The following is a 13,633-nucleotide window of genomic DNA, read 5'->3' on the forward strand; positions in this document are numbered from 1 at the left end:
GGTTTCTAGTCGCCGGTTCTGGCCAGTTCTGAAACCCGAGGTGAACTTCAGCAGCGCTTGTCGGTCCAGCCGCTGACGTAGTCGCCGCCCGGCACCGTCACGCTGGAGACCGCGCGGGTGCACTTGTCGAGCGTGGCCGCTCCGGCGCCCCACAGCTCCTGCTTCGTGCCGCTGCGGAGGTCGCCGCCGGGGTACTCCTCGTTGCCGTCGATCACCGCGATCCAGTTCGAGACGCGGTAGGTGTGGTTCCTGGCGTAGGAGTCCCAGACCCAGGTGTAGGCGAAGTTCTTGCCGCACCCGGCGAACTGCTTGACCGACGCGATGGTCGCGCCCTGGTACTTCACGTAGCCCGTGGTGCCGATCTGCTGGGCAGAGGCACAACCGGGGACGGTCTCGGCGTGGGCGGTGCCCGAGCTCAGACCGGCGGACAGCAGCGTCGCGGCCAGTGCGGCGGCGATGGCGAATGGCTTTCTCACAGCCGCGACGCTCGCGCATTTCGGTTATGCGGCGGTAAATCCGTTATGTGAGGCGCTTCAGCCAGTCCGTGATGATCTGGCGCGTCGCCGGCGTGGCGTGCACCCACGTCTGGTGGTTGTGGTCGGTGTACTTGACCACGAGCCAGCGGCCGTCCTCGAAGTCGATCGTGGTGAGGAAGGTCTTGGCGCGCTGCCTGCCCTCGCCGTTGCGCTTCGCCGCGTACAGCTTCGCCGTGCCCTGGCGGGGCTGGGCGAGCAGCTGGCGCAACGAGATCGACGGCGACGCCTTGCCCGGCTGGTGCACGTTGATCTCGTTCGCGCGCACGTTGATCGACGCACCGCGCCCGGCCGGCACGTCCGGCAGTTGCATCGCGAGGACCTCCGGCGCGTTGTCCGGCCGGATCGGGTGCAGCTGCACGAACCCGTTGTCGTGCACGGCGAGCACACCGTGCTGCGAGTTCGCCGCCACGACCACGGGCCTGGTCTCGTTCGGCGTGACCGCGATCCAGGCCGAGTAGTCGTGCTCGGCCTTGGCGATCAGGTGCAGCGTCCCCCGGACGTCCGGGTGGTCGAGCCCGACCCGGCGCAGCTCACCGATGACGTCGCGCTCGATGAGCACGCGTTCGTCCTCGGTCTCACCGGGCGAGTCGACGGACAGGGCGGGGTGGTACTCCCCCAGCTTCTCCTGCTTCCACAGCACGTCGAAGGCGAGGTCGGACAGTTGGATGGACGACCGAAGCACGTCACCCCCCGATCGTCGGCGGTGCGACCATCGGCATGTCACCGATGATCTCGTTCGTGTTCTCCTCGGTGATGAGGTAGTCGGCGGACTTGTGCTCCAAGTCGTCCTCGCCCTGGCCCTTCTGGCCCTGACCACCCATCCCGCCCATGCCGGCGCCGCCTGCGCGACCCGCCGCGCCTGCCGCACCACCTCGACCGGCCGCGTTCGCACCGGTCTCACCCATGCCGCCGAACACACCGGCCTTGCCGCCGGGCTGCTGGGCGGACGTGCCGCCTGTTCCGCTACCCGTTCCGCTGCCAAGGCCGCCGGAGCCGAACTTGCCCGCGCCGCCCGCACCCGCACCTGCGCCGCCACCGCCGCCGCCACCGAACTTGCCTGCTCCGCCAGGACCGCCGACGCCACCGGGGCCGCGACCGGGGCCGGTGCCACCAGGTCCGCCAGGGCCGCCCGTGGTGGGGCGGACGGGCACGCCCATGGGCGGGAGGCCGGTGTTGTTCGGCCTGTCGATCACGCCGCCGACCGGGGGCTTGCCGGTGAGGTTGTCACCGACGGAGGGCCTGCCGGTGTTGTTGGTGTTGCTCGTGTTCGTGTTGTCGGACGAGCTGGTCGTGGTGGTGGTCTGGTCGCCGTTCGTGGTGGGCACGGTCCAGCCGGTGCCGGTCGTGCTCTGCGGCGTGCTCGTCGAGGAACTGCTCGAGGTGCTGGACGACCGCGTGGTCGTGGTGTTGTTGTTCGTCGTCTTGTCGTCACCGTTGTCGCCGCCGGTGTTGGCGATCTCGACCACGAGACTGTCGGTCGTGACGCCGGGGAACTCCTTCGGCAGCTCACCGCGGTTGGTGTTGCTGGCGCTCTGGAACTCCTTGTAGACCTCGCGGTTGTGCTTCTCTTCAGCGTTGTAGCTGTTGACCTTGTCCTCGGTGTCGGTGTCCCAAGGAGTCGCGTCGTCCCAGAAGCTCGTGTCCGGCTTGGCCGCCGGCATGTCCTTGAGCTGGTTCTTGTTCAGGTTGAACTGGTAGACCTGGTTCGAGATCGAGTGATCGGCCTGCCGCAGCGCGTCCTGCATCTGGATCATGGCCTGGTTGATCGGGTTGGCGGCGGCCTGAGCGGCGCTCGCACTCGCTCCGGTCCACGCCTCTCCGAGCGTCTCGCCGACCCGCTTGAGCCTGGCCTCGATACCCGCGTAGCCGCGCTCCAACGCAGTGGCGGTGGTCGCCGCCGCCTGCGCCGACCCCGTACCGGGACCGCTGGTCATCTGGGAGTAGATCTGCGCTCCCGAGAACCCCTCGGCTCTGGTGTTGTCCTCGGTGAAGCAACTGGGCGCGGGCCGTGTCATTTCGCACCTGCCTTGATCGTGGTGATGACGAGGTTCGCGAACTCGGTCACCGCGCCGCAGGGGTCGGCGAACCGCGGGCTGCCTTTGTCACTCTGGAAGGAGACGCTCACCGCCTTCTCGTCGGAAACTCCGACGAGCACGGAGCAATAGCCGTTCTTGCGACTGTCCGCGACCAGCGCCATGTAGGTCGGATAGCCCTGGATGGCGGGCTGCGTCTCGAACGTCTCGAACGTCGTGGCCGCGGTCGGGACGATGGTGGAGAGGTTCGTGCCCTCCGGCAGGATCGTCACGCCGGGAGCCATCTTCGCCGGGGTGCTCGACCCCAGCCACACGCAGGAAGCACCGGGCGAGGTGGTGTTCACCCGTCCGGCCACTCCGGGAAGTCCGTACGCCTGCACCTGATCCGGTGTGGCCATGCTGCACGGGGCTGCTTCGAAGGCCTTGACGTCGAGCGGGTTCTCGATCTTGGGGGCTCCACCACTGCTGCTCGGCGGCTGACTGGCGGTGGTCGGCGTGCCGGTCGTGCCGCCGCTGTCGCCGCAGCCTGCCAGCAGTGCAAGTGCTGCGGTGCCCGCGACGATGGTTCGGATGCGCAACAGCCCGGTCCTTCTACTTGAGGTTGTCACGGTTGCCCTGCTCGGTCTGCTCGTACTGGCGAAGCGTGGCCTTCAGGTTCTCGATCCGGGTGACCAGCGTCTGCTGCAACTGTTCGTTGGACAGCTGGTGCCCCTTGCCCGCGGCGTTCGCCCAGTTCGCGTAGACCTGGCTCGGCATGTCCTTGCCGGCGCCCTTGACGATGGTCAGGTCTTCACCGGACTTGTGAGCCATCTGCAGCTCGTCCTTGACGGACTCGTACTCCTTGATGGCAGCGCGCAGCGTCTCGAGATCGACCTTGGTCCCGCTCATCCCCAGTGCCCTCCCAGCAGATTCGTGCGCCTAGCAGCATAGCGCCAGGTCGCGGGACCCGTCCCGGTTTCAAAGCACGATCGGGTGAATACGACGAACCCTCGCCGTCGCATTGCGACGAGCGAGGGTACGAAGCGTGGAATTCGTTTGGTGAATGTTGTTGCCGAATTGCGTGGAAATGCGCCCGGTCAGGACTGCTGGTCGGCCTGCTGCTGTTGCTGCGCGGGCAGCCTGCCCTCGGCCATGCGCTTGAGCAGGTCCTTGCGCAGCCACAGGAGGTAAGCCCAGACGAGCCCGAAGATCACGCCGATCACGCCCATCGCCGGCAGCAGTAGCCAGGTGGCGATCAGCAGGACGTGCAGTCCGACGACGGCGCCGATCGCCCACGGCTTGCGGACGAACGCGCACATCGCGATGAACACCGCGATGAAGCCGAAGGCGATCCAGCCTACGAGGGAGGTGACGCCGCCGTGCAGTTTGGCGATCACCGGGAGGGCCAGAGCGACGACGATGACCTCGAGGATCAGCGTGCCGGCCATGATGCCCCGGAACGCCTTCATCGGGTCCTTCTTCAGAGGGGCCGGGGTGGTCATGCCGGCTCCTTTCCGAACAGCGCACGGGCCTCGCCGGCGGTGACGACGGAGCCGGTGACGATCACGCCGCCGCCGGACTGTTCGTCCTCGATGAGGTGGATGGCTTCCTCGATGGCGTCGACCAGTCTGGGGCGCACCTCGAAGCGGTCCTCGCCGAAGATCGGGACGGCCAGGCCGGCCAGGACGTCCGGGTCCATGGCGCGCGGGGAGGAGTTGGTGGTGATCACCAGTTCCTGCACGACCGGCTCCAGCGCGGCCAGGATTCCCTCGGCGTCCTTGTCGGACATGACGGAGACGACGGCGACGAGCTTGCGGAAGCCGAACTCCGACTCCAACGCGCGAGCCAGTGCCGCGGCGCCGTGCGGGTTGTGCGCGGCGTCCACGAAGACGTTGGGCGCGGAACGCACGCGCTCCAGGCGACCCGGCGTGACGACCGAGGCGAAGCCCTCGCGGACCATCTCGATGTCGATCTTGCGCTCGGGGCCCGCGCCGAAGAACGCCTCGACGGCGGCCAGTGCCAGCGCGGCGTTCTTCGCCTGGTGTTCGCCGTGCAGCGGCAGGAAGATGTCCTCGTAGACGCCGCCCAGGCCCTGCAGGGTGATCATCTGGCCGCCTACGGCGACCGCGCGTGACAGGACGCCGAACTCGCTGCCGAAGCGGGCCACCATCGCGTCCACCTCGGCGACGCGTTCGTGGATCACCCTCATGACCTCGGGCGTCTGCTCGGCGACGATCGCGACGGCGCCCGGCTTGATGATGCCGGCCTTCTCCACCGCGATGTCCTCGGGACGGGTGCCGAGGTACTCGGTGTGGTCGATGCCGATCGGGGTGAGCACGGCGACGCGGGTGTCCACGATGGACGTCGCGTCCCACGTGCCGCCCATGCCGACCTCGACGACGGCCACGTCGGCCGGCGCTTCCGCGAATGCCGCGTACGCCATGCCGGTGAGCACCTCGAACTTGCTCATCCGGATCTCGGACTTGGCGTCCACCATGGCGACGTACGGCTCGATGTCGCGGTAGACCTCGACGTAGCGCTCCGGGCTGATCGGCTGGTTGTCCAGGCTGATCCGCTCGGTCGCGAGCTGCAGGTGCGGGCTCGTGAACCGGCCGGTGCGCAGGCCGATGCGCGTGAAGAGCGCATCGACCATGCGCGACGTCGACGTCTTGCCGTTCGTGCCCGTCAGCTGCACGACCGGATACGACGTCTGCGGGTCGCCCAGCACGTGGGCGAGCGCCTTGATGCGGTCCAGCGACGGCTCGAGCTTGGTCTCGGGCCACCGCTGGTTGAGCTCGTTCTCGACGTCGAGGAACTCGTCGAGGTTCGTTTCCACGGTTTTACGCCTCCGGCAGCGCGGCCAGGCGCTCGTTGATGCGGGCGATCTCGGACTCGGCGACGGCCTTGCGCTTCTCGATCTTGGCCTTGACGTCGGCGGGCGCCTTGGCGAGGAACGCCTCGTTGCCCAGCTTCTTCGTCGTGCCCTCGAGTTCCTTCTGCGCCACGACGAGGTCCTTGGCGAGACGCTTGCGCTCGGCGGCCACGTCGATCGTGCCGGACAGGTCCAGCTCGACCTTCACCGCGCCCTTGGGCAGGCCGACCTCGAGCGTCGCGGAGACGGTGAACTCGTCGCCCGGCTCGGTCAGCCGCGTCATCGCGCGGACCGACGGGACCTGGTCGATCAGGCCGACACAGCACGCGCCGCGGACCTTGCCCGCGACCTTCTGGCCCGGGTTGAGGCCCTGCTCGGAACGGAACCGGCGGATCTCGGTCGCGAGCTTCTTCAGGCCCTCGACCTCCGCCGCCGCGTCAGCATCTCGCTCGGCACCCGAGACGGAAGGCCACGCGGCCACGACGAGTGACTCACCGCCGGTCAGCGTCGTCCACAGCGTCTCGGTGATGAACGGGATCGACGGGTGCAGCAGGCGCAACAGGACGTCGAGGACGTGGCCCAGGACGGACTGCGTGGCCTCGGCGCGGCCGTCCGCGATCTGGACCTTCGCGATCTCCAGGTACCAGTCGCAGAACTCGTCCCACGTGAAGCTGTACAGCGCCTCGCAGGCACGGGAGAACTGGAACGCCTCGAAGTTTGAGTCCACAGTGGACACCAGGGCGTCGAGCTCGTCGAGGATCCAGCGGTCGGCCGCCGTCAGCTCGGCGCGATCGGGCAGCGGACGCTCCACCGTCGCACCGTTGGCCAGCGCGAACCTGGTGGCGTTCCACAGCTTCGTGGTGAAGCTGCGTGAGCCGACCGCCCGCTCCTCGGAGACGGCCATGTCCGAACCGGGGTTCGTGCCACGCAGCAGCGTGAACCGGGTGACGTCCGCGCCGTAGCGCTCCATCCAGTCCAGCGGGTCGATGCCGTTGCCCTTGGACTTCGACATCTTCTTGCCGTGCTGGTCGCGGATCAGGCCATGCAGGAAGACGTGGTCGAACGGCTGGACCTCGTCCATCGCGTACAGACCGAACATCATCATCCGGACGACCCAGAAGAACAGGATGTCGTAGCCGGTCGAGAGAACGGACGTCGGATAGAACTTGCGGAGGTCCTCAGTGGACTCCGGCCAGCCCAGCGTCGAGAACGGCCACAGGCCCGAGGAGAACCACGTGTCGAGGACGTCCTCGTCCTGACGCCAGCCCTCACCGGTCGGGATCTCGTCGTCCGGTCCGACGCAGACGACCTCGCCGTTCGGGCCGTAGAAGACCGGAATGCGGTGGCCCCACCACAGCTGGCGCGAGATGCACCAGTCGTGCAGGTTGTCGGTCCAGTCGAAGTACCGCTTGTTCAGCTCGGCCGGGTGGATCTTGGTGCGGCCGTCGCGGACGGCGGCGGACGCGGCCGCGGCGATGGTCTCGACCTTGACCCACCACTGCAGCGACAGGCGCGGCTCGACGACCGTGTTGCACCGCGAGCAGTGGCCGACGGAGTGGACGTACGGCCGCTTCTCCGCGACGATCCGGCCCTCCGCGCGCAACGCGGCGACGATCGCCGGACGCGCCTCGAGCCGGTCCATCCCCTCGAACGGGCCGTGCGCGGTGATGGTCGCGCGGCCGTCCATGATCGTGAGGTTCGGCAGGCCGTGGCGCTGGCCGATCTCGAAGTCGTTGGGGTCGTGGGCAGGCGTGACCTTGACCGCGCCGGTGCCGAACTTCGGGTCGACGTGGGTGTCGGCGACGATCGGGATGCGGCGGCCGGTGAGCGGCAGCTCGACCTCGGTGCCGATGAGGTGCCGGTAGCGCTCGTCGTCCGGGTGGACGGCGACCGCGGTGTCACCCAGCATCGTCTCGGCGCGCGTGGTCGCGACGACGATCGACGCGTCCCCGTCGCCGTAGCGGATCGAGACGAGCTCGCCCTCGTCCTCGCTGTGGTCGACCTCGATGTCCGACAGCGCGGTCTGGCAGCGCGGGCACCAGTTGATGATCCGCTCGGCCTGGTAGATCAGGCCGTCGTCGTACATCTTCTTGAAGATCGTCTGGACGGCGCGCGACAGCCCCTCGTCCATGGTGAAGCGCTCACGCGACCAGTCGATGCCGTCGCCGAGGCGCTTCATCTGGTCGAGGATCTTGCCGCCGTACTCCTCTTTCCACTCCCAGACGCGCTCGACGAACTTCTCGCGCCCGAGGTCCTGCCGGGACATGCCCTGCTTGGCCAGGTCGCGCTCGACGGCGTTCTGGGTCGCGATGCCCGCGTGGTCCATGCCGGGCAGCCACAGGACCTCGTAGCCCTGCATGCGGCGACGCCTCGACAGCGCGTCCATCACGCTGTGGTTCATCGCGTGGCCCATGTGGAGGCTGCCGGTGACGTTCGGCGGGGGCAGCACGATCGTGAACGGCGGCTTGTCGCTCTTGACGTCGGCCTCGAAGTAACGCCGGTCGACCCACCGCTGGTACAGCTCCGCCTCTACCTCCGCCGGAGTCCACGCGGCGGGGAGGTCAGGACGCTGGGTTGCGGTGTCGAGTTCAGTCACAGCCGTGAAGTCTACGGAGCCCAGGGTCTCGACTTGAAACGAGATACCTGATAACGCCCCCGCGGCAACCCCGAGCCGGTCGACAGCGTGGTTCCGGGTGACCGAAGATGTGCCCGAACATCTGGGGGAACGTTGCAGTACGACATTGATGATCATCCTGATCTGAAGGACGCGGCCTGGATCCGCGCCGCGAACAAACGCGCCAAGCGGGACATCCGCAGGCAACGCCGCAAGGCCAGACGAGGCAGACACAGCGGCAAGGTCGTGTCCGCCATCGCACTGGTCGTCATCGGCGCGGTGCTGTTCGGGCTCTACAAGGCAGGCAGGTTCGGCGAGGTCTCGCTGCCGGACGTGAAGGTGCCGCACGTGGGGGCGAACGTCGAGGTCCCGTTCGCCGGCACGCCCGCGGAGCAGTGGCCCGACGGCGACAAGGGCATCGTCGTGCCGGACGCGAATCCGGCGTTCGAGCAGGTCCGGCAGGCGCTCATCGCGTCGCGCCTCGACCCGGTGATGCTCGGCGAGCACAAGCCGGACCGGTTCCTCGCGATGCTGGCGCCGGAGGTGCGCGAGTACGTCGTGAAGGAGATCGCGGGCTGGACCACCCGGCTCAAGCAGGGCACGAAGCTGCTCCCGAACGGCATCAAGGTGTCCGGGAAGATGACTCTCGGCGAGAAGGACGGCTATCCGGCCGTGACGGCGGACTACGTGTTCGCCTACGCGTTCGAGCCGCCGGAGCCGCAGAAGCTCCTCAGCCAGATGGAGATGGTCGCGGCGGTCCGCGAGAAGATCACCTACTCGATCACCCCCGAAGGACTGTGGCCCTCGGACTCGACGGGTTTCCAGTACTCGATCGCGTGCCAGGCGGCGAGGGACGGTTTCCTCGCGCCGCAGTTCACCGAACCGCCCAAGCTCGGTGAGGGCATCGCCGGTGACGAGAAGAAGTACTTCTCCGTGGACGGACAGGTGCCGACCGAGAACAGCTGCGATTGATCACTCTTTCAGAGGTGCCGGAGGAGAGTGACGGCGATCACAATTGACCGTCACGGACCGTTCAAACCCCTTGGGGCCCGTGTCGACGGCGCCGCCGCGTTCTTCGGGGGCGCTGGCGGCGCCGACCTCGATCAGCGAACAATGGACGCATGAGCAGCAAGCCCCCGCAGCACGACGTCGACGAGTCCGCGATCGAAGTCAGCACCCCCAAGACCTGGGCAGCGGGTATTCCCGGTGTTCTCGTGTCGCTCGACCGCGCGGTCGAGCAGATGGGTGTCGTGCGCACGGTCAAGACGTTGCGACTGCTCAACCAGCGTGAAGGTTTCGACTGTCCTGGTTGCGCGTGGCCGGAACCACAGGGTCACCGCAAGATGGCGGAGTTCTGCGAGAACGGCGCGAAGGCCGTCGCGGAGGAAGCCACCAAACGACGAATCGGGCCCGAGTTCTTCGCCGAGCACTCCATCGAGAGCCTGCGGACGAAGACCGACTACTGGCTCGGCCAGCAGGGCCGGATCACCGAACCGATGGTCCTCAGGCCCGGTGCGACGCATTACACACCGATCAGCTGGGACGCCGCGTTCACGCTCATGGCCGACGAGCTGACAGCGTTGTCATCCCCGGACGAGGCGATCTTCTACACCTCCGGCCGCACCAGCAACGAGGCCGCGTTCCTCTACCAGTTGCTGGTCCGCTCGTTCGGCACCAACAACCTGCCGGACTGCTCGAACATGTGCCACGAGTCGTCCGGCTCGGCGCTGAACGAGACGATCGGCATCGGCAAGGGTTCGGTGTCGATCAAGGACTTCGACCTCGCCGACCTCATCGTGGTCATCGGCCAGAACCCCGGCACGAACCACCCGCGCATGCTCAGCGCGCTGGAGGACGCGAAGAAGAACGGCGCGAAGATCATCGCGATCAACCCGCTGCCGGAAGCGGGCCTGATGCGGTTCAAGAACCCGCAGAACGTCGCGGGCGTCGTCGGCCGCGGCACCGCGCTGAGCGACGAGTTCGTGCAGATCAAGGTCGGCGGCGACCAGGCGCTGTTCCAGGCCATCGGTCACCTGCTGCTGCAGTGGGACAAGCTCGACAGGACGTTCATCGAGGCGAAGACGCACGGCTTCGAGGCCTACGCGGAGAGCCTGCGCGAGCTCGACTGGGACGGCGTGCTCACCGCGACCGGCCTGACCCGCGAGCAGATCACGCGCGTGGCCGGGATGTTCGTCGACTCGAAGCGCACGATCGCCTGCTGGGCAATGGGTCTGACGCAGCACAAGCACAGCGTGCCGACGATCCGCGAGGTCACGAACGTCATGTTCCTGCGCGGCATGATCGGCAAGCCGGGCGCGGGCCTGTGCCCGGTGCGCGGCCACTCGAACGTGCAGGGCGACCGCACGATGGGCATCTACGAGAAGATGCCGGAGAAGTTCCTGCTGGCGCTGGAGAACGAGTTCAGCATCTCCGTGCCGCGCAAGCACGGTTTCGACACCGTCGACGCCATCAACGCGATGCGCCAGGGCCGCGGCAAGGTGTTCATCGCGATGGGCGGCAACTTCGTCAGCGCCACCCCGGACACCCCGGTGACCGAGAAGGCGCTGGAGCAGTGCTCGCTGACGGCGCACGTCTCCACGAAGCTCAACCGCTCGCACGTCGTCCACGGCCGCACCGCGCTGATCCTGCCCGCCCTGGGCCGCACCGAGAGCGACGTCCAGCACTCGGGCGAGCAGTTCGTGACGGTCGAGGACTCGATGTCGGTCGTGCACCGCTCCCGCGGCCGGCTCAAGCCCGCGTCGGAGCAGCTGCTGTCCGAGGTCTCGATCGTCTGCCGGCTCGCACGCAAGACGCTCGGCACCTCGCATCCCGTGGCGTGGGAGGAGTTCGAGAAGGACTACGACGTCGTTCGCGAGCACATCTCCCGTGTCGTACCGGGCTGCACCGACTACAACACGCGCGTCCGTCAGCCCGACGGGTTCGTGCTGCCGCACCCGCCGCGTGACTCGCAGGAGTTCGCGACGGCGACCGGCAAGGCGAACTTCACGGCGAACGAGATGACGGTCATCGAGATCCCCGAGGGCCGCCTGATCATGCAGACCCTGCGCAGCCACGACCAGTACAACACCACGATCTACGGCCTGGACGACCGCTACCGCGGCGTGAAGGACGGCCGTCGCGTGGTGTTCGTGAACCCCGACGACATCAAGGCCCTGGGGTTCTCCGACGGGCAGATGGTGAACATCATCTCGGAGTGGAAGGACGACCCGACGGGCGTCGTCGAACGCCGCGCCGAGTCGTTCCGGATCGTCTCCTACTCGACCGCGCGTGGGTGCGTGGCCACGTACTTCCCCGAGGCGAACCCGTTGGTGCCGCTGGACTCCAAGGCGGACATCTCGGGAACGCCTACCTCCAAGTCGGTGATCGTGCGACTCGAGGCTATCTAGCAAGCACGGTGTAGTTGCTGGCACCGCCGTTGGGTCCCAGTTGAACCTCCCCCGCCCGGAAACCCTTGGCGTACAGGCGGAAGGTCTTCGGGGACCCTTCGGTGTTGACCAGTTGGAGGCCGCTGTCGAGCCACAGCGCGTCCATCCACGGACGTTTGCCGAGCCGCGTGTCGACCGCGACGTAGACCAGCGCGTCGCGGTTGATCGTGAAGCGCGCCAACGGGTTCTGCGTCGCGGACTTCGAGTCGTTGGCCGTGCGGATCCAGTGCGCGCCCTGGACTTCTGAAGGCACCGCGCTGAACGTGAAGTCGCGGTCTCCGTACTGCGCGACACCCGTGCGCAGGCCGGTCTGCACCGACCAGTCGCCCGCGTTCCCGGTGTCCGCCACGGTCAGTCCGCTCAGTTCCAGTTCCGCGGGCTGGTCGCCGACGGTCAGGATCGCGACGGCCGACCGCGTGATCTGTCCGGCCGTGCCGATCACGTTGATGTTCGTCGAGCCGTGCGGTGTGTCCGGCAGCGTCGCCACGGTCATCGTGGACGACTGACCTGCGTTGATCGTGGCCGGGTCGAACCGCACGACGGTCCCGGCCGGCACGTTGCCGGCGTCGAGGCTGATCGGACCCGGTGAGCCCGTCGAGGCCGCGCTGACGGTGAACGACGCCGTCTCCCCCGGTTCGACCACGCGTGACGCGGGGTCGACGGCAAGACTGAAGTCGTTCCCGCACTTCTCGGTGGAGCCGGTGTTCTGCACGCGCGGCGAGCCTGAGTTGCGGACGCAGAAGCCGTTGGTGTTGCGGAAGAGGAAGTCCGTCGGACTGCCGGTGCCGCGCTCCCAGCCGAAGGTGTCGAACGTGAGGTCGGTGGAGTTGTCGGCGATCACCGCGGGCCGGCCGTCGTTGTTGGTGAACGCCACGGCGCTGTCGAGGAACTTGATGCGGTCGGCGTAACGGAGGTACCAGCCGTACGCGGGCCGGGTGCCGATGCTGTTCGGGTTGTAGTTGGTGCGGTCGTTGCTCGGCGGGTTCGTCGACATGGTGCCGTTGCCGCCGGGCAGGTTGATCTTGACGTTGGTGAAGGTCACATCCGTGACGTGGCCGTCGACATCACCCATGATCGTCGGGCTGAACGACGGCGAGGCGCCGTTGATCGTGATGTTGTCGTAGGTGATGTTCTTGATGGTGCCGACGCCGGGACTGTTTCCGCAGCGTTTGCGGGCGCCGACCTTGAGCATGATCGGCGACCGCACGCCGCTGACGGTGATGTCCCTGTAGTGCACGTCGGAGATGACCGCGCCGTCCATCGAGACGAGCCCGAGCCCCGACTTGTTCGAGCCCTGGATCTGGATGCGCTGGAAGTCGTAGCCGGTGAAGTCGCCGCACGTCTCCGAGCCGAACATCAACGCGTTGCAGCAGCCCGCGCTGAGCTTGGTGTCGTAGACCTTCACGTTGCCGTTGCTCAGCTTCTGGCCGAGCGCGTAGTCGCTCTTGAACGCCAGCGCGTCGTCGTTGCCCGCGAAGTCGCCGTTGGTGATCGTGACGTTGGTGGTGCTGATGACGTTCCAGCCGTCGCGGTCTCTCGCGGTGTCGATCGTGAGCCGGTCGGACACCACGTTGCGGCAGCCGTTGATCAGCATCGCGAAGTGGCCGCCGCGACGGAGTTTGATGCCGCTGACCGTGAGGTTCTCGCAGCGCGTCAGCGAGATGATCTTGTCGGCCTGCCCGCTGTCCGGGTTGCCGGTGATCAGCGCGCCACCGCCGTCGATCGTGCCGGAGCCGACGAAGCCGATGTTGGTCAGCCGGTCGCCCCAGATCATGGCGTTGCGGAAGTGGCTGTGCCCGTAGTCCTGGTACTCGTCGTGGGGGTTGGGCTCCGGCTTGTCGTAGCCGCTGCCGCTCGCACCCATGATCGTGGCGCCGGAGTCGAGCTGGAGCGTGACGTTGCTCTTCATGTGGATCGAGTTGGGCGAGCGGTACGTGCCGGACGGGAACCGCACGGTCCCGCCGCCCGCCGCGTTCGCCGCGGTGATCGCCCTGTCGATGGCCGCTGTGTCGTTCGCGCTGCCGTTGCCGGCGGCCCCGTAGTCCTTGACGTTGAAGTCCGCCGCCTGAGCGGGTTCCGCCAGCATCGTGATGCCGAGCAGTGCCGCGGTCACCGCCACGCCGAGTCTCCGTAACACGGATGTCCTCCCCGTT

General features: G+C 67.5%; 11 protein-coding genes. 2 read left to right on the forward strand and 9 right to left on the reverse strand.

Features of this window, described 5'->3' with window-relative positions:
- Positions 1-47: 47 nt before the first annotated feature.
- From OG205_RS23945 to OG205_RS23980, 8 genes are all read right to left on the reverse strand, one after another.
- Positions 48-476 (reverse strand): hypothetical protein, encoded by a 429-nt coding sequence (locus OG205_RS23945; RefSeq protein WP_330270327.1) that lies wholly within the window; start codon positions 474-476, stop codon positions 48-50.
- Between the two features lie 43 nt (positions 477-519).
- A complete protein-coding gene (locus OG205_RS23950) occupies positions 520-1,218 on the reverse strand; it encodes an ESX secretion-associated protein EspG (RefSeq protein WP_330270328.1) in 699 nt (232 codons plus the stop codon).
- 1 nt (position 1,219) lies between these two features.
- Positions 1,220-2,551 carry a hypothetical protein gene (locus tag OG205_RS23955; RefSeq protein ID WP_330270329.1) on the reverse strand — a complete coding sequence of 444 codons (1,332 nt, stop codon included), beginning with the start codon at positions 2,549-2,551 and terminating at the stop codon, positions 1,220-1,222.
- The gene (locus OG205_RS23960; RefSeq protein ID WP_330270330.1) at positions 2,548-3,147 is read right to left on the reverse strand and encodes a DUF3558 domain-containing protein; all 600 of its coding nucleotides are present in this window, start codon (positions 3,145-3,147) and stop codon (positions 2,548-2,550) included. Before OG205_RS23960 ends, OG205_RS23955 begins: the two co-directional genes overlap by 4 nt.
- A gap of 13 nt (positions 3,148-3,160) precedes the next feature.
- Entirely contained in the window at positions 3,161-3,457 is a 297-nt protein-coding gene (locus tag OG205_RS23965; RefSeq protein ID WP_330270331.1) for a PE domain-containing protein, read from the reverse strand.
- 188 nt (positions 3,458-3,645) lie between these two features.
- The gene (locus OG205_RS23970; protein ID WP_330270332.1) at positions 3,646-4,050 is read right to left on the reverse strand and encodes a DUF4233 domain-containing protein; all 405 of its coding nucleotides are present in this window, start codon (positions 4,048-4,050) and stop codon (positions 3,646-3,648) included.
- On the reverse strand, positions 4,047-5,384 hold the full coding sequence (gene folC, locus OG205_RS23975) for a bifunctional tetrahydrofolate synthase/dihydrofolate synthase (protein ID WP_330270333.1): 1,338 nt from the start codon (positions 5,382-5,384) through the stop codon (positions 4,047-4,049). The genes OG205_RS23970 and folC overlap by 4 nt, the downstream gene beginning before the upstream one ends.
- Positions 5,385-5,388: 4 nt before the next feature.
- Positions 5,389-8,016 (reverse strand): valine--tRNA ligase, encoded by a 2,628-nt coding sequence (locus OG205_RS23980; protein ID WP_330270334.1) that lies wholly within the window; start codon positions 8,014-8,016, stop codon positions 5,389-5,391.
- Between the two features lie 132 nt (positions 8,017-8,148).
- On the opposite strand from OG205_RS23980, the gene OG205_RS23985 reads away from it, so the two are divergent.
- Positions 8,149-9,006, forward strand: coding sequence for a hypothetical protein (locus OG205_RS23985; RefSeq protein WP_330270335.1), 858 nt, complete (start codon positions 8,149-8,151; stop codon positions 9,004-9,006).
- Between the two features lie 149 nt (positions 9,007-9,155).
- Positions 9,156-11,441, forward strand: coding sequence for an FdhF/YdeP family oxidoreductase (locus OG205_RS23990; RefSeq protein ID WP_330270336.1), 2,286 nt, complete (start codon positions 9,156-9,158; stop codon positions 11,439-11,441).
- On the opposite strand, the gene OG205_RS23995 is transcribed toward OG205_RS23990, so the two are convergent.
- Entirely contained in the window at positions 11,434-13,617 is a 2,184-nt protein-coding gene (locus OG205_RS23995) for a glycosyl hydrolase family 28 protein (protein WP_330270337.1), read from the reverse strand. The two genes, OG205_RS23990 and OG205_RS23995, sit on opposite strands and share 8 nt — an antisense overlap.
- Positions 13,618-13,633: the final 16 nt, after the last annotated feature.

The organism is Lentzea sp. NBC_00516, assembly GCF_036346835.1.
Classification (GTDB): domain Bacteria; phylum Actinomycetota; class Actinomycetes; order Mycobacteriales; family Pseudonocardiaceae; genus Lentzea; species Lentzea sokolovensis.

Coding starts and splice junctions, on each gene's coding strand:
- OG205_RS23990 (WP_330270336.1), top strand. CDS start 9,156: ATGAGCAGCAAGCCCCCGCAGCACGACGTCGACGAGTCCGCGATCGAA.
- OG205_RS23965 (WP_330270331.1), bottom strand. CDS start 3,457: ATGAGCGGGACCAAGGTCGATCTCGAGACGCTGCGCGCTGCCATCAAG.
- OG205_RS23955 (WP_330270329.1), bottom strand. CDS start 2,551: ATGACACGGCCCGCGCCCAGTTGCTTCACCGAGGACAACACCAGAGCC.
- OG205_RS23970 (WP_330270332.1), bottom strand. CDS start 4,050: ATGACCACCCCGGCCCCTCTGAAGAAGGACCCGATGAAGGCGTTCCGG.